The following is a 22,256-nucleotide window of genomic DNA, read 5'->3' as shown; positions in this document are numbered from 1 at the left end:
GACGGCCATGCCGCCGCCGCAAATTCCCAGCTAACTTGGCGTCGCCAGCAAACACCCGCTCAGGGAGGTTTTCATGCGCCGTTACACGCTCGCCTCGATCACCACCGCCGTTCTTGCGCTCGGCCTGCTTGTTTCCTCACCATCGATGGCCCAGTCGTTTCAACCCGCTCCCCACTCCGACAGGATGGCGCCGGCGGGGAAAATGGCGCCTGCCAGCAAGACGGCGCCCGCGAAATCCGACGCGGAAAAGCTCGACATCAACACCGCGACCAAGGAAGAATTGATGGCCTTCAAGGGCATCGGCGACAAGTATTCCGACAAGATCATCGCCGGCCGTCCCTACGCCAAGAAGGACCAACTCGTCTCCAAGAAGATTCTTCCTGAAGCGACCTACAAGAAGATCTCCGGCCAGATCATCGCCTCGCAACCAAAGTAAATCACGCCTTCGTTGCACATTGCTCTCGCAAGCCGCGAAAGGATGGAAGCGATTAGCCTTTCCCGATATCGCCTTCCCTCGCGTCGCTGGCCTCGAGCGTGGCGGGCTCCAGCTGATAGCGTTTAGTCAACGGCATCTGCATCATCGCGAAGATCATGGTGAGCGGGACCGCGCCGAAAACCTTGAAGTTGACCCAGACATCCGTGCTTTGGGTACGCCAGATGAATTCGTTGAGGATTGCCATCGCGAAAAAGAACAGCGCCCAGCGCAGCGTTAACAGCCGCCAACCGCGCGGCGTCAGATTGAACACCTGATCGAACATGATCGCGATGAAGGAGCGGCCGAACAGCAACCCGCCGCCGAGCACGCTTGCGAACAGCCCGTATATGATGGTCGGCTTCACCTTGATGAAGGTTTCGTCGTGCAGCACCAGCGTCAGCGTACCGAACACGATGACGATACCCCCCGTAACCAGGGCCATCAACGGAATATGTCGGGTCACCGCATAGGAGGCGATCATCGCCACTGTGATCGCCACCATGAACGCAGCCGTTGCGACGAACAGGTTAAACTTCGCATTGGCGGCGAAGAACACCAGCAGCGGCCCGAGTTCGGTCGCAAGCTTGAACAGCGGGTGCGGTTGCTTCTTGTCCATCCATCCTGCCTGTTGTGACCGTCCGCGAAAGCGGATGATCCGATATTCCGAACGGTTTCGATATCCCGTCGACGCGGGCATGACAAAAAAACTAGGTCTCGATCCCCGCGACCGCCCGTGCGAAATCGCGCGCGGTGAACGGCGCGAGATCGTCGATGCTCTCGCCGACGCCGATGAAATGTACCGGCAGTTTATGCTTCTCCGCCAGCGCCACCAGAATACCGCCGCGGGCGGTGCCATCCAGCTTGGTCATCACGAGACCGGTGACCCCGGCAGTGCGATGAAATGCCTCGACTTGCGACAGCGCGTTCTGTCCGACAGTGGCATCGAGCACGAGCAGCACCGCATGCGGGGCCAATGCATCGACCCTCCGGATGACGCGAACCATTTTTTCAAGTTCGTTCATCAGTTCCGCCTTGTTCTGCAGGCGACCCGCCGTATCGATCAGCAGCACATCGCGTTTCTCGTTCCGCGCCTCCGTCAGCGCGTTGAATGCCAGACTGGCCGAATCCGACCCCTGCGCGCCTGCGATGACCGGCGACCCGGTTCGCTCGCCCCATACCTTCAATTGCTCGATCGCCGCAGCGCGGAACGTGTCGCCGGCCGCCATCATCACCTTGCGGCCCTCGGCGGACAATTTCGCCGCCAGCTTGCCGATGGTCGTGGTCTTGCCGGAGCCGTTGACGCCGACCACCAGGATGACGAAGGGCTTTAACGTGTCGTCGATGACCAGCGGCCGTGCCACCGGAGCAAGAACTTTTTCCACTTCGGTCGCGACAACCGCCTTCACCTCATCGGCGGAAATCGCCTTGTCGTAGCGTCCCTCGCCCACCGCCTCCGCGATGCGTTCCGCGACCGCGGTTCCAAGATCGGCGCGCAACAGCACGTCCTCGATGTCGTCGAGCATCGCGCGGTCGAGCTTGCGCTTGGTGACAAGATCAGCCACTGCGGTCCCAAGCGAAGTCGAAGTCCGCTTGAGGCCGCCGGACAGCCTACGCCACCAGCTTTGTTTCGGTTTGTCCTCGGTGCTGTCGCTCATTATGGAGGTGTGTTAGCCGTTTCGACCTGCGAGCGAAAGGGTTGAGCGGCCCGATGCCAAAAAGCTGCAATTTTCGGATGAGGCTATGCCGACATCGGAATTAATGTGAGCCATGGATACAGCACAGCCGACGCCGGAGGAAATCCAGGCCCGCGTGCTCCACCGCGACGGGTTGATGCTGGTGATCGACAAGCCGGCCGGCATCCCCGTGCATCGCGGCCCCAAGGGCGGCGCCAATCTCGAAGCGTCGTTCGATGCGCTGCGGTTCGGCCTGCCGCGACCGCCGGTGCTTGCCCATCGGCTTGACCGCGACACATCGGGCTGTCTGGTGCTCGGACGCCATCGCAAGGCGACGGCTTCGCTCGGCTTGCTATTCAAGCACGGCAAGATCTCAAAAACCTACTGGGCCGTGGTCGAGGGCGGCCCTGCCGAGAACGAGGGCACCGTCGACATTCCGCTCGGGCGGCTGAACGAAGAACGCGGCTGGTGGCAGAAGCCAGATCCGAACGGGTTGCCGTCGGTCACGAAATGGAAAGTGCTGGGGCGATCTCCTCTTAATATCTCCCCTTCTGAGGGAGGGGTCGAACCCGAAGCGTGCAGGAGCGAAGTAAACTCAAGCGGCTGTGAGGCTGCAGTTCACCCCTTTCCCGAATCCTCCCCCACAAAGGGAAATGGAGTTCAGTTCACCTGGCTGTCGCTGGAGCCGGTTACCGGCCGCACCCATCAACTGCGCGTCCATTGTGCGGCGATGGACTGGCCGATCGTCGGCGACACCATTTACGGAACCGAGGCCAGTTTACGCCGCCTGCGAAACGAACAATACATCCCGCGTTTCGGCGAGCCTAGCCTTCACCTGCATGCGCGCGAGATCGCGATTCCCCTTTCGAAGAACAAGCCGCCTGTGGTGGTCACCGCGCCGGTGCCGGCGCATTTGCACGCGTTGCTCAAGGTCTGCGGTTGGAGCGGACAGTAAAAGTAAAGGCCGACTGGCAGTGGGCTGCCGGTCAACGGCCAAGTTCTGTACATTCCTGGCCGGGTGGGACCTCCAGCGTCGATGACGGCAGGCTGGCTATAGCTCCACGGGAACTCGTCGCGGGGCGAAACCACGACAATTCACCTTGAATCCGTCGCGTTCCTGCTTCATATGATAGCACGACCTTGAAAGATATCAGGTCACTGCGAGCCGCGTGTTCTGAGCCCGTCCGACGGTTTCTGGCTTGCCCTTTCTCTAGCTAACCTCATCGACGCCCCAAACACGCGGGTGTCACAGACGCCCTGGTACGCTCCGGCCGATGTGGCCCGGGCGCCTGGTCGCATAATGGAAAGAAACAGCCTTTTGTCTACCTTTCAGGATTTCGGCCTTGCCGATCCGATTTTGCGTGCGCTCGCGGAAGAAAACTATCTGACGCCCACGCCCATCCAAGCTCAAACCATTCCTCTTGCCCTTACGGGACGCGACATTGTCGGGATTGCCCAGACTGGCACCGGCAAGACGGCGGCCTTCGCGCTGCCGATCTTGCATCGGCTGCTGCAGAATCGCATCAAGCCGCAATCCAAGAACTGCCGGGTTCTGGTGCTCAGCCCAACGCGCGAGCTTTCGGGCCAGATCCTCGAAAACTTCAACGCCTACGGCCGTCACATGCGCCTGACTTCAGCTCTCGCGATCGGCGGCGTCCCGATGGGACGGCAGGTCCGCTCTGTTATGCACGGCGTCGACGTCATGGTCGCTACGCCAGGACGCTTGCTCGATCTCGTTCAAAGCAACGGCCTGAAGCTCGGCCAAGTCGAATTTCTCGTGCTGGACGAAGCCGACCGTATGCTCGACATGGGCTTCATCCATGACATTCGCAAAGTCATCGCCAAGCTGCCGGTGAAGCGGCAAACGCTGCTTTTCTCGGCCACCATGCCAAAGGACATCGCAGAACTCGCCAACCAGATGTTACGTGATCCGGCTCGCGTCGCGGTAACACCGGTCGCCTCGACCGTGGACCGCATCGCCCAACGCATCATCCAGGTCGATCATGCCAACAAGTCCGCGTTCCTGGCCCAGCTTCTGAAGCAGGAGCCGGTCAACCGGGCGTTGATCTTCACGCGGACCAAGCATGGCGCCGACAAGGTCGTGAAGAGCCTTGCCAAGTCCGGCATCAGGTCGGATGCGATCCACGGCAACAAATCGCAAAACCACCGCGAGCGCGTGCTGGCGGCGTTCCGAACCGGCGAGATCCGGACGCTGGTTGCGACCGACATCGCGGCGCGGGGCATCGACGTTGACGGGATCAGCCACGTCGTCAATTTCGACCTCCCGAATGTCCCGGAAACTTACGTCCATCGCATTGGCCGCACCGCGCGCGCAGGCACCGAAGGCGCGGCGATCTCCCTGGTCGCCGGAGCGGAAGAAATGGCCTATCTCCGCGATATCGAGAAACTGATCCGCGTGGTGCTGCCAAGAGAAGACCGCCGGACACCGGGGCAGCGCGAGACCGCGCCGGCTCAGCAACAGCCTCGCAGCGGACGCCCCGCACCCCACGGTCATGCGACCAGAGCGGACGCCGCCGCTCCCGGCGCAAAAAGCCCGCGCCGTCGCCGCCGTAATGGCAAGGGGACGCCGCAAACGAACCGCCGATCGGAAACCGCCCGGCAAGAGCCCTCCCGTTCATCACAGGGGAGCAAGGCCGACGGGATGCAGGGGGTTGCGTTCCTGCATCGCAAAAGTCGGCCTGCGCGCCTTAAATCCAACCAGCCGCCTCAGCGCTAGCGGGTGAATGTGACGTTTGCTATCCACTCGCGGCAAGTCGATAAGAGAATGCCGATCCAGAGATCATTTGCAGGACTCCTGTGCAGGACTCCTGCCCGACGGATGCAAATGCTAGAATCGCAAGACCAGAGCGGGCGAGCAAGTAGCGGTTTTCCGACCCTTCCCGCTTATCAGAATATCGGAATCGATCACGGTCATGGTTTTGGATCGCTTCGATCCACTATCATCGTGATCTAGTGAACCGCCACTCGATCCGGAGAAACTCATGGCGAAAGAAGAACTGATCCAGTTCGAAGGACTGGTTACCGAAATTCTGCCCGACGCCCGCTATCGGGTGCAGCTCGATGCCGGACACGAAATCGTTGCCTATACCGCCGGCAAGATGAAAAAAAACCGGATCAAGACGCTGGCCGGCGACCGCGTCACCATCGAGATGTCCCCCTACGATCTGGAGAAGGGACGTCTGATCTTCCGGCACAAGGACGAGCGTCCCGGTGGCCCGCCGCGCAGCGGACCACCGCGCGGTGGCCAGTTTCGCCGCAGATAACCTTCTCGGCGTGGGAGAAGACCGCTCGCCGATAGAGGGCCAAAGGCCCGGCGACGCATCTTTTAAAAAATCCTGCACGTCAGGATTGTTTCGGAGCTTACCTTCGAATAATATAGGGTTAGCGATTTTCGGCCGGACGACATTAGCTACCACCGGTATAGCCGGTTTAGACGCTGACGACCCTTCCAAAAATCCAATCTCACCAGCCCGCCAAAAGCGGGCTTCGACATACGTACTTGATAAAGGGACTACCCGTGAGCATGGGAACCGTGAAGTGGTTTAACGCAACCAAGGGCTACGGCTTCATTCAACCTGACGATGGCGGCAACGACGTGTTCGTTCACATCAGCGCAGTTGAGCGTGCCGGACTCGGAACGCTGCGTGAAGGACAGAAGATCAGCTACGAAATCGTCGCTGATCGCCGTTCTGGAAAGTCTTCAGCCGACAATCTCCGCGCGGCTGGTTAGGCAGCGACCTGCTCCTGTTGATAACCAAAAGATCACATCAGAAGAAAGGCCGCGCCCTCAGCGCGGCCTTTTTTGGTTTGTGACGATACCTTGGAGTTTTCGCGTAACTTCAACTGGTCGGGCAAGGAGGATAAATGCCAGAGGCCGGCGTGGGATAGGTGACGCAGCTGAACTTACGCGGGCGGGTATAAGTGGTGTCGCTTAGCCTGATGCCCGCCTTCGAGATCACGTAGCCGAGGACCGGCTCATAAAGATAGCTGACCTCGCTGAAGATCAGGTACTGATTGGGGAGCACGTTGCCAGACGAATCCCGCCCGATGAGCCCGGGGGGTATGCCGACTGTCGACCCTGTGCCTCGCGGCGCTTGACCTTGGCTCCATTGCACCCGCGCCACCGAGGTCGCAGGATCGATATACAACTCCGAAATCGTGGCCTGAACAGGTGCCGAGTTATAGGGCCACATGATGCCATAGCTGGCAGCCAAAAAATTCGTCACATCGGCATCGTTAACCCCCCGGGACTGCGAGGTGAGATCGGACAGAGTCCGCGCGACCAGCGTGACTTTGCGATTGACAGCCACGCCTGATGACACCTCGATGGTCCCGAACAGCATCACCAGCATCATCGGCACGATCATCGCAAACTCGGTCGCTGCCAAGCCGCGCGAATCCCGCCACAGCGCTGCGGCCGTACGTCTGAGGCAAGACCGGATGCTCGAGCCATTTCCGTTCCGATCAAATCGGAACGAGGCCCCAGATTCTTGTTTTGACGCGTTGTCTTCACGCGAACCGGTATCCACTTCGCTCGAAAACACTCTTAACATCGGTTTCACATTCTCAATTCGCATACACTGCCGTTTCCAGCACACCGATCATCAGGATGATGGTGTCGGGGCCGGATAGGGCTCGTTCTTGAAGGCGGCCGTCGCCGACAGCAGCCGCTTGCTGCCGCTGAGGTTTGCAAGATTGTAACCCAGTCCGGTGACATACAGCGGCCACTGATAGAACAGCCTTACAACGACGATATCGCCCGGGCCACCGGGATTGTATTGGGTGTTATCGACGAAGTTTCCTCCCGAGATCGGATCGGAGATCGTCACGCTCCCGAATCCGGACGGGTAGCTCTGGACATCGACAAAGATGCCGTTCTCACAGTCGAACAGAACACTGGCGTACTTGCAGACGATGTTGGCCTTGAAGCTCTGTTTTGTGAGATTGCTGATCTGTGCCTGACCGGTCATGATCGCGCGCGCGGAGTCCTGCAAGGCGGTCTCAAGGCTCTGGCTCGCAAAAAACACCAATCCTGTCTCGATGATCGCGAACAGGAGCGCGAAGAACAGCGGTGCGACGAGAGCAAATTCCACCGCCGCGGACCCGCGCTGGTTGCCGCGAAAACGAGCCGCGCTTGCGATTGTGGACCTGAGGCGGAGAAACGGCGACATCGTGAAATCCTTGCACACGGCGGGATTTATCTACCGTCAAGGACTAGCCGAAACTGATTGTTGAAGTGTTTCGTCAGATAGGAGCAGAATGCCCCTCGCCGTATACCAGATATTAACCGATTCAGAATTCGTGAAGGAATGCTGCCAGCAGAGCTGGAAGCCAGTCATCAATCGGCGCTCTTATTTTGTGGAGGTACCGCCGGCCTGCGAACTCAGATTGCTGGCCTGGTCCATTGTTGCCTTGAAGTAAGCGGTGCTGTCCCCGAGGGTGACCCGCTTCTGGCAAATCGGCATGCAGCTATATGATTCACGCTCCAGGCCCCGATAGACCGTCACCACCTGATCGCTCGGCCCTTCGACCTGAATGATGCGATCGACGAGAATGCTTCCAGCGCGGTCCATCGCAATCACGTTGGTTGCGCCATAACCCTTACCGGTCACGACAACGAGGCCGCCAGGCTGCAGGGTAACGTCGGCAATTAGCGGGTTACCGACCACAATCGTTGCGATATGCCCGGGCAGCCTGACCAGCTTCGCCTGGTCGACATTGACGGAAATCGGCTCACTGGTCACTTCGGCGGGAGCCGCCACCGGACCAAGCAAAATTGCCGCTGCGAGCGACATGCCGATGACCGAAGCAGGCGAAGGGCTGCGCAGGGACTTAAACCACATACTCTACTCCGGAACGCACAGGGACCGAAAAGGACAATGCCAACACTGCCGGCCACGACGTGAAATTTGCCGTTAATTGATGAATGAACTGCAAACGCGTACCAGGGAAACGTGCCGGCGCCTCGCTTTCGGACGGAGGGCGATCTGCAGAAGCCGCCGCCGCGAACATACTCCAGCGCAGTTTCATGTCGAACGCATTTTTATAAATCTCCCTTAAATATAAATTCACTCTGAGACACACATAGCCCCTTATGGCCGTGTTTCTTCAATCGAATTAACTGCGCTGCAATTCTCCCCGCTTACGGTGACGACATGGTCACGGTGCTGAGAACGCCGTTAGGACCAGGTAGTTCGACAGCCACGTGAACACATGGAGCCAGTTATGAAGACCCTTTTTTCGCGTTTTCTGAAGGATGAGTCCGGCGCGACCGCCATCGAATATGGACTGATCGCCGCCGGCATTGCCGTCGCGATCATCACGATGGTCCAGACGGTCGGAACTTCGCTGAACACCGTGTTCACAAACGTGAACACCGAATTGAACAAAAAGTAAGCGAAAGCTTTCCGCTTTTGCGATCGAAAAGGTCCCGGCATGCCGGGACCTTTTCTGTTCCTACTTCCCTTCTTTTTTTCGTGCAGCGATCATGTCGAGACATTCCGTGCCCAAGACGCATTCTTCGCCCTATGATGAGCCAACGAAACGGGCGATCCAAACCATTTGCATGGCACTCACCATCGCCGTCATTGCCATCGCAGCCAGAATTATCGCTGTATGGCCATGACCTTTCTCGTTTCCAGAATGTTCACATCGGACGACTACGATCGGACTCCATAACGGATCCGCCGTAGAGGAAATCGGGACGGGTATTCCATGGCACTCGATGTCGCACGATTGCTGTTATTCCCCGCCTTGATGGCGTTCGCGGCCGCGAGCGATCTGCTGACCATGACGATCTCGAATCGAGTCTCGCTGCTTTTGGTAGCCGGCTTTCTCGTGATGGCCCTCCTGAGCGGCATGGGACTTCACGAGATGCTATCCCATGCGGGAGCGGGGCTGGCGGTTCTCGTTGTAGCCTTCTCCTGTTTTGCGATGGGTTGGATCGGCGGCGGCGACGCCAAGGTGGCCGCCGCGGCCGCCCTCTGGTTCGGCTTCGGGCATACGCTGGAATATCTCGTCTATGCTTCCCTGCTCGGCGGAGTTCTGACGCTATTGCTGCTCCAGTTCCGGCAATGGCCATTGCCGGCATCGCTTTACAGTCAAGACTGGCTACTGCGACTGCATGGCAAGAATACAGGAATTCCGTATGGCATCGCGCTCGCCTTTGCCGCTCTGCTGATTTATCCGGAAACCGACTGGATACGTGCAGTCGATCTGACGCGCTTCGGTTTCCAGTGATCGCGCACAAGCAACATCTCATTAACGCGATTTAGATACGCCTCATTAACCATGCTTTGACGAATAAATGTTCAACTCCCGTGACGGCGACGCAAGCGCCGCGCCGTAACGTGGAAAATCAAGCGCATGAATACCGCCCGCATTGTCGTTCTGACCATCGCAGTCGGCGCTGGCGGCCTCGCCGCCTACCTCGCGAGCGGATCCGACAAGAAACCCGAACCCGCTCAGACGGTACAGCTGCCGACCGTCGACGTCCTGGTTGCGAAGTCGGATATCCCGCTCGGCCAAGCGGTCACCGCAAGCGACGTGGCATGGCAGACCTGGCCAGCGGATAGCGCCAGCAGCAGCTTCATTCGCCGCGACCGACGTCCGGACGCCACCACGCAACTCGAGGGGTCGATCGCCCGCTCGCCCTTCATCGCCGGAGAGCCCATTCGCGAACCCAAGCTCGTCAGCGCAAAGGGATCCGGGTTTATGGCGGCGATCCTGCCAACGGGGATGCGCGCGATTTCGACCGAAATTTCGCCGGAGACAGGCGCTGGCGGCTTCATTCTTCCCAATGACCGCGTCGACGTGATCCTCTCGAGGCGGGAGAAAGACGCCGATCATCCGAGCGGGGATTCCGTCAACTCGGAGACTATTCTCGGCAACGTACGCGTTCTCGCGGTCGATCAGACCATCGAGGAGAAGAACGGACAAAAGGTCGTGGTCGGCAGGACCGCGACGCTCGAATTGAAACCGGAGCAGGCGGAGACGCTGGCGCGGTCGCGCCAGATGGGAACGCTGTCGCTCGCGCTGCGCAGCCTCGCCGACGCCAATGCCCCGGAAAGCGACACCGATGATCGGAGGCGCGACAGCATCAATGTCGTCCGTTACGGCGTTCCGTCTCAAACCACCGTGCAGAGGTAATGAGGACGCCCGTCATGGAATGGACGACAAAACCCACATCAGTACGGGCCTTTGTGTCACGGTCATTCGCCTTCGCGGCAATTGGCGCTTTCACGCTGAACCCGGCGTTGACGCCAGTGTTCGCGAGCGATTACCGCGTGTCCGCCGCAACGGCCGGCGCAAAGATGTCCGCGCAATCTCTCTCGCTCGGTATCGGTAAGTCGGTGGTCGTGGATTTGCCCCGCGACGTGAAGGACGTTCTGGTCGCCGACCCGAAGATCGCAAATGCCGTGGTGAGGTCAGCGCAACGCGCCTACATCATCGGCGCGGCAGTCGGTCAAACCAACATCATATTCTTTGACAGCAGCGGCCAGCAGATTTCGGCTTACGATATCGCGGTCACGCGCGACCTAAACGGCTTGCGCGCCGCGCTCAAGCAGCTTTTGCCGAATGCCGCTATCAAGGTCGATGGCTTGGGTGACGGAGTCATGCTCTCAGGATGGGTGTCGAGCCCGATCGAGGCGCAACAGGCTGGCGATCTCGCCGCACGCCTCGCCGACGGCGCACAAAAAGTCGTCAATAATATCGCCGTACGGGGTCGCGACCAGGTCATGCTCAAGGTCACGGTCGCCGAAGTCGCTCGCACCATCATCAAGCAGATGGGCATCGACCTCACCGCCAACATGAACTACGGCACCGCGGTCGTGAACTTCAGCAATTCGAATCCGTTCACCGCTCTCGGTAGGCCGCTTGTAACTGGAAATGCTCTTAGCGGATCCTCCGGCCTGACAAATCTCCTGCCTGGGCAGGCCGGCTATCCTGGGGTGGTCCCGAGCGTACAGGCTACGCTTCGGGCGATGGAAAGCGCAGGTGTGATCCGGACGCTCGCCGAGCCGAACCTCACCGCGATATCCGGTGAGTCGGCAACGTTCGTCTCGGGAGGCGAGTTTCCCATTCCAGCGGGCTATTCATGCGATCCCGCAACCCGGGTCTGCCTGACGCAGATCAGATTCAAGAAGTTCGGCATCTCGCTGAATTTCACGCCGGTGGTACTGACCGAAGGCCGGATCAGCCTGCGGGTGATGACCGAGGTTTCGGAACTGTCGAGCGAGAACTCGATGACGATAACCCAGACGATCGGCAACTCGCTCACCGTCCCCTCGATAAGAACCCGGCGCGCGGAAACGACACTGGAGATTCCGTCCGGCGGCTCGATGGCCATGGCCGGCCTGATCCAGCAACAGACCAAGCAGGCCATCAACGGCTTGCCCGGTCTCACCCAGCTGCCGGTCCTCGGATCGCTGTTCCGCAGCCGCGACTATGTCAACGGACAGACCGAACTGGTGGTCCTCGTAACTCCCTATGTGGTGCGCGCCGTCGCACAAAAGGATCTGTCGCGGCCCGATGACGGTTTCGCCGACGCATCTGACCCGCAGTCCGACCTCCTGGGAAGCATCAACCGCATCTACGGCGCTCCGGGTCGTGCCGAACCCGCGCGTCCCTATCGCGGCACCTACGGCTTCATCACCGACTGAGGCGGGCAAGGAACGAAACGATGACATCCGCAGATTCCGCCGAACGCCGCAACCTTCGCATGGCCGTCCTCGTCGCCGGCCTCACCGCCGCGCTGGGCGCCTGCACTCATACGGGTCGGGTGGACACCACCGCGAGCATTCCGGACGATTATCGCTTGCGGCATCCTATCGCGATCCAGGAAACCGACCAAACCGTCAATATCTTCGTCGGCAACACACGAGGCGGCCTGACGGCTCCGCAGCGCGCAGATGTCATCGGGCTTGCGAGCGTCTGGCTCCGCGAGGGAACCGGCGCCATTATCGCTGAGGTACCCACGGGCACCAGCAATGCCCGGGCGGCGGCAGATTCATTCAAGGAGGTGCGTTCGCTATTGAACGCAGCCGGGGTGCCGCCGCGCGGAATCATCGTCCGGCAATACCACCCCGCCGATCCGCGCCTGTTCGCAACCATTCGCCTGACCTATCCGCGAATCGGCGCCGTGGCAGGCCCGTGCGGTGTCTGGCCTGACGATCTCGGCCCTTCGATCAAGAACAGGGGCTATCTCGACAACAAGCCTTACTGGAATTTGGGGTGCGCCACTCAGCGCAACCTTGCATCGATGATCGACAATCCATCGGACCTCGTCCAGCCGCGGCCCGAAACCCCGCCCTACACGGCTCGCCGCACCGAAGGTTTCGAAAAGTATCGCAAGGGCATGACCACCGCGACGGACTATCCCGAAGCCGAAAAAGCCAAACTCAGCGACACAGGCAAATGATCAGTTACGCTCGCCAGGACGCAGACTCGACCGCATCCCCTTCGCCGGGCGCGGAGGATCATATTGCACCGGCGCCGCGTGTATCGGTGCAGGTCTTTTGCGAGACGATGGAAACAGCGACGGCCGTTCAAGCCGCCGGCGAGGATCGCCGGCTGGCCAAGGCTCACCTCAAGATCCAGATGGGCGGCATGGCCGCTGCGGTGGAAGCCTATCGGTCGGCGCCGACACCGAACGTCATCATTCTCGAGACCGAAGAGCGCGGCGACATTCTGGCAGCACTCGACCACCTTGCGACCGTGTGCGACGCAGGCACGCGCGTTATCGTGATCGGCCGCGTCAACGACGTGACGCTGTATCGCGAGTTGGTCAAGCGCGGCGTCAGCGATTATGTCATCGCGCCCACCGCTCCCATCGACATCGTACGCTCCGTTTGCGGCTTGTTTTCAGCCCCGGAAGCGAAGGCGGTCGGCCGGGTCATCGCAATTGCCGGTGCCAAAGGCGGCGTCGGCGCCTCGGCGATCGCCCATAATGTCGCCTGGGCTATTGCACGCGATCTGGCGCTCGATTCCGTTGTTGCCGACCTCGACCTCGCTTTCGGTACCGCTGGGCTGGACTTTAATCAGGATCCATCTCAAGGAATCGCCGATGCCGTCTTTTCGCCGGACCGTATCGACACCGCTTTCGTCGATCGCCTGTTGTCGAAATGCACCGATCATCTGAGTCTGCTCGCCGCGCCGGCGACGCTGGACCGCGTCTATGACTTCGGGACGGAAGCATTCGATTCGACCCTTGATACGCTGCGGGCGACGATGCCCTGCATCGTGCTCGATATTCCACATCAATGGTCGGGCTGGACCAGGCGAGCCCTGATCGGAGCAGACGATATCCTCATCGTCGCGACACCTGATCTCGCCAGCCTTCGCAACACAAAAAACCTGTTCGACCTGCTCAAGGCCGCGCGGCCGAACGATCGACCTCCGCTGTATTGCCTCAACCAGGTCGGGGTTCCAAAGCGGCCGGAAATCAACGCCAGTGAATTCGCCAAGGCCATTGAAAGCCAGCCGATCGTCAGCATTCCGTTCGACCCACAGATGTTCGGGTCGGCCGCGAACAACGGCCAGATGATCGCGGAAATCGCGCCGAGCCATCGCACTACCGAAATGTTCCTGCAGATCGCCCAACGCCTCACCGGCCGCGGCGAAGCGAAAAAGCCGAGAAAATCGTTCCTGCCGCCATTCATCGAGAAGTTGCGGGCAAAATAAGTCATTGCGTGGAGTACCGTCGTGTTTGGCAAGCGTAGCGGACCAGAGGATAACGCCCGGAAGCTGGCGGGCCTGACGGAGATCACACCGCCCGCCCCGCTTGCGCAAACGTCCACGGAAATCGCTCCGCCCAAAGTCTCCTCACCGCAGCTCGCGCCAACACGCCCGGCGACCCAAACGCCGACCATCGATACCCGCCGGTCAGACACCTATTACCAGGTCAAGGCCACCATTTTCGGCGCGCTGATCGAGGCCATCGATCTCGCTCAGCTCGCCAAGCTCGACGGCGAATCCGCGCGCGAGGAAATTCGCGACATCGTCAACGAGATCATCGCGATCAAGAATATCGTGATGTCTATTGCCGAGCAGGAAGAACTGCTTGACGACATCTGCAACGACGTTCTCGGTTATGGCCCGCTCGAGCCGCTCCTGTCCCGCGACGATATCGCAGACATCATGGTCAATGGCGCCGGCACGGTCTTCATCGAAGTCGCAGGAAAAATCCAGCGAACCGGAATCCGGTTTCGCGACAACCAGCAACTATTGAACATCTGTCAGCGCATCGTCAGCCAGGTTGGCCGGCGGGTCGACGAATCCTCGCCGATATGCGATGCGCGTCTTGCCGACGGATCCCGCGTCAACGCCATCGTCCCGCCACTCGCGATTGACGGACCCGCGCTGACGATCCGCAAGTTCAAGAAGGACAAGCTGACCCTCGACCATTTGGTGAAGTTCGGCGCCATCACCCAGGAAGGCAGCACGATCCTTCAAATCATCGGTCGGTGCCGTGCCAATGTGCTGATCTCGGGTGGCACCGGCTCCGGCAAGACCACGCTGCTAAACTGCCTCACCAACTATATCGACCACGACGAACGCATCATCACCTGCGAGGACGCGGCCGAGCTTCAGTTGCAGCAACCGCACGTCGTTCGGCTCGAAACCCGCCCGCCGAACATCGAGGGCGAGGGTCAGGTCATGATGCGCGACCTGGTCCGCAACTGCCTGCGCATGCGCCCCGAACGCATCATCGTCGGCGAGGTTCGCGGACCGGAAGCGTTTGACCTGCTACAGGCAATGAACACAGGCCATGACGGCTCGATGGGCACGCTGCACGCGAACAATCCGCGCGAAGCGCTATCTCGCTGCGAGTCGATGATCACAATGGGCGGCTTTGCGCTGCCTTCGCGTACAATCCGCGAGATGATCTGCGCCTCGATCGATATCATCATCCAGGCCGCACGGCTGCGCGACGGCTCGCGACGCATCACTCACATTACCGAGTTGATGGGGATGGAGGGCGAAACCATCATCACCCAGGATATCTTCGTTTACGACCTGCTTGGCGAGGATGCCAACGGCAACGTGATCGGCCGGCACCGTTCGACGGGAATCGGCCGGCCGCGATTTTGGGAACGCGCGCGGTACTATAACGAGGAGAAGCGGCTCGCAGCCGCGCTCGATGCGTCGGAAGTCAAGGTCGAGATCTGAGGACGCGCGCTCATGAACTTGCAAATACTGGCCTTGGCATTCATGGCTGCAACCGCAGTGGGCGGCGTCGCATGGGTTTTCCTGTATCCGACGTTGTCGGGCGAGGTGAAGGCGGAAAAGCGCCGGGCCGCGTTCGCGCGAACCAGTCCGGATATCCGACAAGTCGATAGAACCCAGCGCTCGCGCCGCGAGCAGATCGAGGGATCGCTACGGGAAATCGAGCAACGCCAGAAACGCGACAGAAAAGTCACCCTCAACCATCGCATCACACAGGCGGGCCTGTCATGGTCGAAGGAGAAGTTTCTGATCGCTTCCGGCATTTTCGCCCTGATCTGTTTCGCCGTTCCAATGATTTGGGGAGCCGGACCGATCGCGGCGGTCGGTCTGGCATTCGCGGCAGGCTTTGGTGTGCCGCGCTGGCTCCTCGGATTTCTCAAGAAACGTCGGGAGACTGCGTTTCTGCGGGCTCTTCCCGATGCGGTGGACGTGATCGTCCGCGGCATCAAGGCCGGCTTGCCGCTGTTTGAATCGCTCAAGGTCGTCGCCGCCGACTCGCCGGAGCCGTTAAAAAGCGAATTCCGGGCCATCATCGAAACACAGGCGATCGGCATGCCACTCGGCGAGGCCTGTTCGCGATTGTTCGAACGCATGCCGGTGCCGGAAGCGAACTTTTTCGGGATCGTGATCTCGATCCAGCAGAAATCCGGCGGCAATCTGTCGGAAGCACTCGGCAACCTGTCCAAGGTGCTGCGCGACCGCAAGAAGATGGCCGAGAAAATCCAGGCCATGTCGATGGAGGCCAAGGCGTCCGCCGCGATCATCGGCTCGCTGCCTCCGATCGTCATGCTGCTGGTCTATCTATCCACGCCTGACTACATCGCGATGCTGTGGACCCATCCCACCGGGCGGCTGATGCTGGCCGGCTCCGTGCTGTGGATGTCGGCCGGCATCTACGTGATGAAGAAAATGATCAATTTCGATTTCTGACGGTGCAACATGCTCGAGTTCCTGATCGAGAAATTCCACGACCCGCGGTTCATGACGATGGTCCTCGCCGCCATCGCCGCCAGCGCGACCGTCTATACGCTGGTCACGCCTTTTCTTGCGACGGATGGCTTTACCAAGCGGATGAAGGCCGTCGCCAGCGAGCGCGAGCGCATTCGGCAGCGGGAGCGCGAGCGGCTCGCGAAATCCGAAAAGGTCTCTCTTCGTCAAGCACCGAAGCAGTTCGTTTCGAAGATCGTGGACGATCTCAATCTTGGGAAGTGGGTGGCTCAGGAGGCCGCACGCGAAAAACTCGTCATGGCGGGATATCGCGGTCAGGCTCCTTACGTCACCTTTCTATTCTTCCGCATGGTCACCCCGATCGTGATGCTGATCGGAGCGATCACCTACGTTTTTCTGATATCGCACACGCAGCAATCCACCCCTATCAAGATCGGCATCTGCATCGGCGCCGCGTTTTTGGGCTTGCAGGCGCCAATGTTGTTTCTGAAAAACGCCATTACCAAGCGTCAGCTCTCGATCAAGCGAGCCTTCCCGGACTCGCTCGATCTGCTGCTGATCTGCATTGAATCCGGCATGTCCATCGAAGTCGCGTTCCGCAAGGTCAGCACGGAGATCGGCAACCAGTCGGTCGCGCTGGCGGAAGAATTTACTCTGACCACAGCAGAACTGTCGTACCTTCAGGATCGCAAGATCGCCTACGAAAATCTGGCGAACCGCACCGGTGTCGAAGGAGTTAAATCGGTGTGTCTCGCGCTCCAGCAGTCAGAACGATACGGCACCCCGCTCGCGCAAAGCCTTCGCGTAATGGCGCAGGAAAATCGTGATATGCGCATGACCGAGGCCGAGAAGAAGGCCGCCGCTCTGCCGCCCAAGCTGACGGTCCCGATGATCGTGTTCTTCCTGCCCGTTCTGTTCGTGGTCATTCTCGGACCGAGCGGCATCAAGATCGCAGCGCAAATGCACTGAGGCTTTGCAAAACGGCGGTTTAAGAGACCGGCCCGTCCGACCGCGGATAACTTTCCGCCCGTGATCTGCGGGAGTCTTGCCTGACCGCATCAGCCGCACCGACCCGCGCGTTGGCGCCGCGCCCGAGCATCTGCTTCAGATAGGCCACGTTCGCCGCTGCTTCATCGACGGGCAGATCGGCCTTCACGATACCCTCGGCTTCGTCGAACCGGCCCTGCAATCCGACGACCAGCGCCAGGTTCTGCCGGATCCGGCCATCGACCGGAGCGCCGGCGTAAGCACGACGCAAGGTCTCCTCTGCTTTTGGCAACTCCTTGGTCAGGACATACGACATTCCGAGATTGGACAGCACCGAGGGCTCGTCGGGCACGATTCTGAGCGCGCTCGCGTAATAGCGGCGCGCATCCTCGTGACGACCGAGCTTGTCGAGCGTCGTCCCCTGGACGGAAAGAATCCGCCAGTCCGGATTCGCCGGCGTGTGCGCCCGGCCGAGAACATCGAAGGCTTGCTGCGACTGCCCGTTGTCCGCCAATGCCCGGCCCCAGCTGGCAAGCACCAACTTGTTTCCAGGATTGAGGATCGCGGCGCGTTCCAACACCGCGGCCGCCTGAGCGCGCTGCCCGATGGCGCGCAATGCCGCTCCATATTTCAAGGCCGCGTCGACATCCTTGGGGTTGGCACGAAACTTCTCGCCATAAAGTTCGGCCGCTTGATGAGGATCGGTTTCGGAATTTGTCGCGGATTTCGTGCCTAGCGAGCCGGTGACATCACGCATGCCCGCAGTCTGACAGCCGGCAAGACCGGACGCCAGCATTGTCGTTACGGTAGCGGATGCGAGAAGCCTAGCAAGGCACGACTGCTGACGCATGGCACTTTCACTCGCAATTGCGGCTGATCGAAAGTTGGGCCACTTCAGCAATAGACTGTTAACCCTAACGTCTGGTTAACTACTCCGACTGGCGCCAGCGTCGCTTCCGGTTTAACTCTCCCTCTTCTAACGGAATGAGATCACCCACCATGAATCCCGCGTTTGCGACTTCGTCAGCCGAGGCAGCTATTCCGATCATTTTTGTGTCGAAGGCAGCTTGGCAAGCGGCTGACGCAACGCCCGACGGTCCTGCTCGCCGTTTTGCCGAGGCGAGCGGCTTTCTGGCCAAGTCGGGACAGTACCTCGCGCTACCCGCGGCGAACGGCGACATCTCACACATTCTCTTCGGTCTTGGCGAGGAATCAGACCAAACGCGCGATCCCTTTCTCGCTGGCAAGCTGCCGGGTCTGTTGCCGCCCGGCACCTACCGCTTTGCCAATGCGCCGCGCGATATCCATCTCGCAACACTGGCCTTCGCGCTCGGCAACTATCGCTTCGATCGCTATCGCAAGGCCGACGCACCCAAAGCGCGTCTGGTGCCGCCCGAGGGCGTCGACATCGCGGCCATCTCGCGGATGGGGGAAGCGGCATCACTTGCCCGCGACCTGATCAATACGCCCGCCAACGACATGGGACCCGAAGAACTTGCGGCAGCGGCTCAACATCTCGCCCAGCGTTTCGGCGGGGAATTCAGTTGCATCGTCGGCGACGATCTGAAGCAGCGGAATTTTCCGCTGATCCATGCGGTCGGCATGGCCTCGCCGCGCGCGCCGCGCCTGATCGATATTGCCTGGGGCGATCCCACGCACCCGAAGGTCACGCTGGTCGGCAAGGGCGTCTGCTTCGATACCGGTGGCGTCGATCTCAAACCCGCCAGCGGCATGCAGATCATGAAGAAGGACATGGGCGGCGCCGCCAATGTGCTCGCTTTGGCGCTGATGGTGATGGATGCGAAGCTGAAAGTCAGGTTGCGCGTGCTGATCCCGGCCGTTGAGAACGCCGTGGCCGGGAACGCATTCCGGCCGCTCGACATCTTTCCGTCGCGTAAGGGACCGACGGTGGAAATCGGCAACACCGATGCCGAAGGCCGACTGGTCCTTGCCGACGCGCTGGCGCTGGCCGACGAAGAAGCACCTGAGCTACTGATCGATCTCGGAACGCTCACCGGCGCGGCCCGCGTGGCGCTGGGGCCGGACGTACCGCCGTTCTATACAAACGACGACGCATTGGCGCTCGACATCGCGCGCTGCGCGCAGACCGAGAACGATCCGCTGTGGCGGATGCCGCTGTGGCCGGCCTACGGTACTTGGCTCGATTCCAAGGTCGCCGACATCAATAATGCGCCGTCGGGCGGCTTTGCCGGATCGATCGTATGCGCGCTGTTTCTGCAACGCTTTGTCGAGGCGGCGACGAGCTGGCTTCACGTCGACATCTACGGCTGGACGCCGTCGGCCAAACCGGCGCGTCCGGAAGGTGGCGAATGCCAGGCCGCGCGCGCGATCTACAGACTGCTGAGCGAACGCTATGGATGATCCGCGTCTCACACCGGCCCGGCCGGAGGTCGCCGCCCGCTATCTCGAGGGCAAGATCAATGCGGCGCGCTTCACCGACGGCGAGGAACACGAAGTTGTCGAAGCGGTAGCTCCCCTACAGCGCGAGCCTGCGCCGGATGCAATGCTCGAGACCCAGGCGCTGCGCGGCGAGCGCGTCATGATCTACGACCACAGTGCCGAAGGCTGGGCCTGGGGCCAGTTGGAAGGCGACGGCTATGTCGGCTGGCTCCCGGACCGCGCGCTTGCAAGGCCCGGCGCAGCACCGACGCACAAGGTCGTTGCCTTGCGGACGTTTGCGTTTCCCGGACCGTCGATCAAACTGCCGCCGGTTGAGACGCTATCGATCGGCGCCAGACTAACCGTCCAGCGTCATGACGGCGATTTTGCCGTTGCCAATGGTCATCTCTACATACCCGCCATCCATATCGCGCCGCTCGATCATATTGTGGCGGATTTCGTCGCGGTCGCCGAAATGTTCGTCGGAACGCCGTATCTGTGGGGTGGCAAGACCAGCCTCGGCATCGATTGCTCTGGCCTCGTGCAGGTCGCGCTCAACGCATCCGGCATCGCATGTCCGCGCGACAGCGATATGCAGGAGCAAGCCATGGGTCGCACGTTGTCTTCGACGGAATCGCAAGAGCTGCGGCGCGGTGATCTGATGTTCTGGAAAGGACACGTCGCCATCATCCGCGACGCAACCACGCTCGTCCACGCCAACGCCTATCACATGGCAACGGCGATCGAGACAATCGAAGTGGCGCTCGCCCGCATCCAGACGGGAGGCAGCACCGTCACCTGTGTCAAGCGGCTGGATTGATTATAGCGTTTTCGAGCGACGAGGATCCAAAGCCCCGCTTCTGATTCCATCAGAAGCGCGAAGGCTCTAGTCTGCGTTCGATTCCCCCGACGCAGTCTCCAGCCGGAAGGCGGCGGCGAACAGCGCGCGCGTGTAATCTGATTTCGGACTCTTGAACAGCTCCGACGCCGGCCCTTCCTCGACGACCTTGCCGTGCCGCATCACGATGAGATGACTGGCAAGGGAAGCGACCACGCGCAGATCGTGGGAGATGAACATGTAGGTCAGGTCGCGCTTGCGCTGAAGCTCTCGCAAGAGATCGACCATCTGCGCCTGAAACAGCATGTCGAGTGCGCTGGTCGGTTCGTCGAGCACGACGAAATTCGGCTCCAGCACCACGGCGCGCGCGATACTGATACGCTGGCGCTGGCCGCCAGAAAATTCGTGCGGATAGCGGAAGCGCGTCGCAGGATCGAGCCCGACATCTTTCAGAGCCTTGACCACCCGTGTCTCGCGCTCGGCGTCCGTCAGTGCACGCTGATGCACGCTCAAGCCCTCGGCCACGATATCGCCGACCGACATCCGCGGACTTAACGCTCCGAACGGATCCTGAAAAACGATCTGCATATCGCGACGGAACGGCCGCATCTCCTTGAAGCGCAAACCCTGGATATTTTTGCCGAGGAACACGATCGGGCCGTCCGACGAGATCAGCCGCAACAGCGCCAGTCCGAGTGTGGTCTTGCCGGACCCGGATTCGCCGACGACACCGAGCGTTTCGCCCTTGCGCACCTTCAGCGTCACACCGTCCACCGCCTTGATGTGGCCGACCGTCCTGCGTAACAGACCGCGGCGGACTGGAAACCAGACCTTGAGTTCGTCGGCCGCGATCACGACGGGCGATTCCGGCCGCGGCGGCGCCGGGTCGGGCTTCGGCTCCGCGGCCAGCAGTTCGCGCGTGTAGGGATGCCGCGGCGACTCAAAAACCTCCTCGACCGGTCCCTTCTCGACGATCTTGCCGCCGTTCATGACGCAGACGCGATCGGCGATGCGGCGGACGATGCCGAGATCGTGCGTGATGAAGAGAAGGCTCATACCGAGCCGGGCGCGGATATCCGCCAACAGGGCCAGGATCTGCGCCTGCACCGTAACATCGAGCGCGGTGGTCGGCTCGTCCGCGATCAGAAGGTCGGGTTCGTTGGCAAGCGCCATCGCGATCATCACGCGCTGACGTTGGCCGCCGGACAACTGATGCGGATAGCTGGCAAGGCGGGTTTCCGGATCAAGAATGCCGACCTGGCCCAGCAGTTCCAGCGTCCGCTTCCGCGCCGCCGCGCCGCGAATTCCACCGTGCAGCAGCAATATCTCGCCGATCTGCGCCTCGATGGTGTGCAGCGGATTGAGCGAGGTCATCGGCTCCTGAAAGATAATCGAGATGTCGTTGCCGCGAACGCTCCTGATTTCGCGCTCGGACAGGCTGAGCAGCTCGCGTCCGTTAAAGCGGATGTTCCCGGAGGGATGCGATGCGGCCGGATAAGGCAACAGCTTCAGGACCGAGAGCGCGCTGACAGACTTTCCAGAACCGGACTCGCCGACCAATGCCACGCACTCGCCGCGCTTGATCTCGAATGAAATGCGATCAACGGCAATCGACGGTCCGCCGGCATGGTGAAATGCAACGGACAGGTCGCAAACGTCGAGCAGCGGCTGATCGATGGTGTCCATC

The 22,256-nt window shown here is 60.6% G+C and carries 23 protein-coding genes; 16 read left to right on the top strand and 7 right to left on the bottom strand.

Annotation, left to right across the window (positions count from 1 at the left end; genetic code table 11):
• Window positions 1–73: 73 nt before the first annotated feature.
• Complete coding sequence (locus B2M20_RS01700) at window positions 74–436, top strand: ComEA family DNA-binding protein (RefSeq protein WP_079445370.1); 363 nt, start codon at window positions 74–76, stop codon at window positions 434–436.
• A 52-nt stretch (window positions 437–488) separates the two neighbouring features.
• Here the strand turns inward: B2M20_RS01700 and B2M20_RS01695 are convergent, their stop codons facing one another.
• Both B2M20_RS01695 and ftsY read right to left on the bottom strand, forming a co-directional pair.
• Window positions 489–1,091, bottom strand: a complete 603-nt coding sequence (locus tag B2M20_RS01695) for a septation protein A (RefSeq protein WP_079445369.1) — start codon at window positions 1,089–1,091, stop codon at window positions 489–491.
• Between the two features lie 91 nt (window positions 1,092–1,182).
• Complete coding sequence (gene ftsY, locus B2M20_RS01690) at window positions 1,183–2,130, bottom strand: signal recognition particle-docking protein FtsY (RefSeq protein WP_079445368.1); 948 nt, start codon at window positions 2,128–2,130, stop codon at window positions 1,183–1,185.
• A 112-nt stretch (window positions 2,131–2,242) separates the two neighbouring features.
• Here ftsY and B2M20_RS01685 point away from each other — a divergent pair, with 112 nt between their 5' ends.
• The 4 genes from B2M20_RS01685 to B2M20_RS01670 all read left to right on the top strand — a co-directional run bounded on the left by B2M20_RS01685 (window position 2,243) and on the right by B2M20_RS01670 (window position 5,899).
• Complete coding sequence (locus B2M20_RS01685) at window positions 2,243–3,103, top strand: RluA family pseudouridine synthase (protein WP_079445367.1); 861 nt, start codon at window positions 2,243–2,245, stop codon at window positions 3,101–3,103.
• Between the two features lie 345 nt (window positions 3,104–3,448).
• Window positions 3,449–4,885, top strand: a complete 1,437-nt coding sequence (locus B2M20_RS01680) for a DEAD/DEAH box helicase (RefSeq protein WP_079445366.1) — start codon at window positions 3,449–3,451, stop codon at window positions 4,883–4,885.
• Window positions 4,886–5,150: 265 nt separating this feature from the next.
• Window positions 5,151–5,432: a translation initiation factor IF-1 gene (gene infA, locus B2M20_RS01675; protein WP_011313644.1), complete on the top strand. Its 282-nt coding sequence runs from the start codon at window positions 5,151–5,153 to the stop codon at window positions 5,430–5,432.
• A gap of 254 nt (window positions 5,433–5,686) precedes the next feature.
• On the top strand, window positions 5,687–5,899 hold the full coding sequence (locus tag B2M20_RS01670; protein WP_002714433.1) for a cold-shock protein: 213 nt from the start codon (window positions 5,687–5,689) through the stop codon (window positions 5,897–5,899).
• 109 nt (window positions 5,900–6,008) lie between these two features.
• Here the strand turns inward: B2M20_RS01670 and B2M20_RS01665 are convergent, their stop codons facing one another.
• The 3 genes from B2M20_RS01665 to B2M20_RS01655 all read right to left on the bottom strand — a co-directional run bounded on the left by B2M20_RS01665 (window position 6,009) and on the right by B2M20_RS01655 (window position 8,012).
• A complete protein-coding gene (locus B2M20_RS01665; protein ID WP_420799256.1) occupies window positions 6,009–6,557 on the bottom strand; it encodes a TadE family protein in 549 nt (182 codons plus the stop codon).
• Between the two features lie 216 nt (window positions 6,558–6,773).
• Complete coding sequence (locus B2M20_RS01660) at window positions 6,774–7,340, bottom strand: TadE/TadG family type IV pilus assembly protein (protein WP_079445364.1); 567 nt, start codon at window positions 7,338–7,340, stop codon at window positions 6,774–6,776.
• Window positions 7,341–7,520: 180 nt separating this feature from the next.
• The gene (locus B2M20_RS01655; RefSeq protein WP_079445363.1) at window positions 7,521–8,012 is read right to left on the bottom strand and encodes a pilus assembly protein N-terminal domain-containing protein; all 492 of its coding nucleotides are present in this window, start codon (window positions 8,010–8,012) and stop codon (window positions 7,521–7,523) included.
• 382 nt (window positions 8,013–8,394) lie between these two features.
• Here B2M20_RS01655 and B2M20_RS01650 point away from each other — a divergent pair, with 382 nt between their 5' ends.
• The 9 genes from B2M20_RS01650 to B2M20_RS01610 all read left to right on the top strand — a co-directional run bounded on the left by B2M20_RS01650 (window position 8,395) and on the right by B2M20_RS01610 (window position 17,313).
• Window positions 8,395–8,565 (top strand): Flp family type IVb pilin, encoded by a 171-nt coding sequence (locus B2M20_RS01650; RefSeq protein WP_079445362.1) that lies wholly within the window; start codon window positions 8,395–8,397, stop codon window positions 8,563–8,565.
• Window positions 8,566–8,883: 318 nt separating this feature from the next.
• Complete coding sequence (locus B2M20_RS01645) at window positions 8,884–9,408, top strand: A24 family peptidase (RefSeq protein WP_079445361.1); 525 nt, start codon at window positions 8,884–8,886, stop codon at window positions 9,406–9,408.
• Window positions 9,409–9,534: 126 nt separating this feature from the next.
• Complete coding sequence (gene cpaB / locus B2M20_RS01640) at window positions 9,535–10,317, top strand: Flp pilus assembly protein CpaB (protein WP_079445360.1); 783 nt, start codon at window positions 9,535–9,537, stop codon at window positions 10,315–10,317.
• 14 nt (window positions 10,318–10,331) lie between these two features.
• Window positions 10,332–11,831 (top strand): type II and III secretion system protein family protein, encoded by a 1,500-nt coding sequence (locus B2M20_RS01635; RefSeq protein ID WP_173815874.1) that lies wholly within the window; start codon window positions 10,332–10,334, stop codon window positions 11,829–11,831.
• Between the two features lie 20 nt (window positions 11,832–11,851).
• Complete coding sequence (locus B2M20_RS01630) at window positions 11,852–12,589, top strand: CpaD family pilus assembly protein (RefSeq protein ID WP_079445358.1); 738 nt, start codon at window positions 11,852–11,854, stop codon at window positions 12,587–12,589.
• Window positions 12,586–13,851, top strand: a complete 1,266-nt coding sequence (locus tag B2M20_RS01625; RefSeq protein WP_079445357.1) for a CpaE/TadZ family protein — start codon at window positions 12,586–12,588, stop codon at window positions 13,849–13,851. Before B2M20_RS01630 ends, B2M20_RS01625 begins: the two co-directional genes overlap by 4 nt.
• Before the next feature lie 81 nt (window positions 13,852–13,932).
• The gene (locus B2M20_RS01620; protein WP_374708850.1) at window positions 13,933–15,339 is read left to right on the top strand and encodes a TadA family conjugal transfer-associated ATPase; all 1,407 of its coding nucleotides are present in this window, start codon (window positions 13,933–13,935) and stop codon (window positions 15,337–15,339) included.
• Between the two features lie 12 nt (window positions 15,340–15,351).
• Window positions 15,352–16,326 (top strand): type II secretion system F family protein, encoded by a 975-nt coding sequence (locus B2M20_RS01615; protein ID WP_079445356.1) that lies wholly within the window; start codon window positions 15,352–15,354, stop codon window positions 16,324–16,326.
• Window positions 16,327–16,335: 9 nt separating this feature from the next.
• The gene (locus B2M20_RS01610) at window positions 16,336–17,313 is read left to right on the top strand and encodes a type II secretion system F family protein (RefSeq protein WP_079445355.1); all 978 of its coding nucleotides are present in this window, start codon (window positions 16,336–16,338) and stop codon (window positions 17,311–17,313) included.
• A gap of 19 nt (window positions 17,314–17,332) precedes the next feature.
• Here B2M20_RS01610 and B2M20_RS01605 read toward each other — a convergent pair whose 3' ends face one another.
• On the bottom strand, window positions 17,333–18,181 hold the full coding sequence (locus B2M20_RS01605; RefSeq protein WP_079445354.1) for a tetratricopeptide repeat protein: 849 nt from the start codon (window positions 18,179–18,181) through the stop codon (window positions 17,333–17,335).
• Window positions 18,182–18,330: 149 nt separating this feature from the next.
• Between B2M20_RS01605 and B2M20_RS01600 the strand changes: the two genes are divergently transcribed.
• Both B2M20_RS01600 and B2M20_RS01595 read left to right on the top strand, forming a co-directional pair.
• Window positions 18,331–19,713, top strand: coding sequence for a leucyl aminopeptidase family protein (locus tag B2M20_RS01600; protein ID WP_079445353.1), 1,383 nt, complete (start codon window positions 18,331–18,333; stop codon window positions 19,711–19,713).
• Complete coding sequence (locus B2M20_RS01595; protein ID WP_079445352.1) at window positions 19,706–20,551, top strand: C40 family peptidase; 846 nt, start codon at window positions 19,706–19,708, stop codon at window positions 20,549–20,551. The genes B2M20_RS01600 and B2M20_RS01595 overlap by 8 nt, the downstream gene beginning before the upstream one ends.
• 66 nt (window positions 20,552–20,617) lie before the next feature.
• On the opposite strand, the gene B2M20_RS01590 is transcribed toward B2M20_RS01595, so the two are convergent.
• Complete coding sequence (locus tag B2M20_RS01590) at window positions 20,618–22,255, bottom strand: ABC transporter ATP-binding protein (protein WP_079445351.1); 1,638 nt, start codon at window positions 22,253–22,255, stop codon at window positions 20,618–20,620.
• Window position 22,256 lies beyond the last annotated feature (1 nt).

Source organism: Nitrobacter vulgaris, assembly GCF_002028545.1.
Lineage (GTDB): Bacteria > Pseudomonadota > Alphaproteobacteria > Rhizobiales > Xanthobacteraceae > Nitrobacter > Nitrobacter vulgaris.
Note: the sequence above shows the minus strand (reverse complement) of the source record. Positions and strands in the feature narration are given on the sequence as shown.

Excerpts from the sequence above, each read along its gene's own strand:
- B2M20_RS01595 (WP_079445352.1), top strand. The coding sequence starts at position 19,706 with ATGGATGATCCGCGTCTCACACCGGCCCGGCCGGAGGTCGCCGCCCGC.
- B2M20_RS01635 (WP_173815874.1), top strand. The coding sequence starts at position 10,332 with ATGGAATGGACGACAAAACCCACATCAGTACGGGCCTTTGTGTCACGG.
- B2M20_RS01660 (WP_079445364.1), bottom strand. The coding sequence starts at position 7,340 with ATGTCGCCGTTTCTCCGCCTCAGGTCCACAATCGCAAGCGCGGCTCGT.
- B2M20_RS01600 (WP_079445353.1), top strand. The coding sequence starts at position 18,331 with ATGAATCCCGCGTTTGCGACTTCGTCAGCCGAGGCAGCTATTCCGATC.
- B2M20_RS01650 (WP_079445362.1), top strand. The coding sequence starts at position 8,395 with ATGAAGACCCTTTTTTCGCGTTTTCTGAAGGATGAGTCCGGCGCGACC.
- B2M20_RS01605 (WP_079445354.1), bottom strand. The coding sequence starts at position 18,181 with ATGCGTCAGCAGTCGTGCCTTGCTAGGCTTCTCGCATCCGCTACCGTA.
- B2M20_RS01615 (WP_079445356.1), top strand. The coding sequence starts at position 15,352 with ATGAACTTGCAAATACTGGCCTTGGCATTCATGGCTGCAACCGCAGTG.
- B2M20_RS01645 (WP_079445361.1), top strand. The coding sequence starts at position 8,884 with ATGGCACTCGATGTCGCACGATTGCTGTTATTCCCCGCCTTGATGGCG.
- B2M20_RS01610 (WP_079445355.1), top strand. The coding sequence starts at position 16,336 with ATGCTCGAGTTCCTGATCGAGAAATTCCACGACCCGCGGTTCATGACG.
- B2M20_RS01700 (WP_079445370.1), top strand. The coding sequence starts at position 74 with ATGCGCCGTTACACGCTCGCCTCGATCACCACCGCCGTTCTTGCGCTC.
- infA (WP_011313644.1), top strand. The coding sequence starts at position 5,151 with ATGGCGAAAGAAGAACTGATCCAGTTCGAAGGACTGGTTACCGAAATT.
- B2M20_RS01625 (WP_079445357.1), top strand. The coding sequence starts at position 12,586 with ATGATCAGTTACGCTCGCCAGGACGCAGACTCGACCGCATCCCCTTCG.
- B2M20_RS01655 (WP_079445363.1), bottom strand. The coding sequence starts at position 8,012 with ATGTGGTTTAAGTCCCTGCGCAGCCCTTCGCCTGCTTCGGTCATCGGC.
- ftsY (WP_079445368.1), bottom strand. The coding sequence starts at position 2,130 with ATGAGCGACAGCACCGAGGACAAACCGAAACAAAGCTGGTGGCGTAGG.
- B2M20_RS01680 (WP_079445366.1), top strand. The coding sequence starts at position 3,449 with ATGGAAAGAAACAGCCTTTTGTCTACCTTTCAGGATTTCGGCCTTGCC.
- B2M20_RS01590 (WP_079445351.1), bottom strand. The coding sequence starts at position 22,255 with ATGGACACCATCGATCAGCCGCTGCTCGACGTTTGCGACCTGTCCGTT.
- B2M20_RS01630 (WP_079445358.1), top strand. The coding sequence starts at position 11,852 with ATGACATCCGCAGATTCCGCCGAACGCCGCAACCTTCGCATGGCCGTC.
- B2M20_RS01695 (WP_079445369.1), bottom strand. The coding sequence starts at position 1,091 with ATGGACAAGAAGCAACCGCACCCGCTGTTCAAGCTTGCGACCGAACTC.
- cpaB (WP_079445360.1), top strand. The coding sequence starts at position 9,535 with ATGAATACCGCCCGCATTGTCGTTCTGACCATCGCAGTCGGCGCTGGC.
- B2M20_RS01685 (WP_079445367.1), top strand. The coding sequence starts at position 2,243 with ATGGATACAGCACAGCCGACGCCGGAGGAAATCCAGGCCCGCGTGCTC.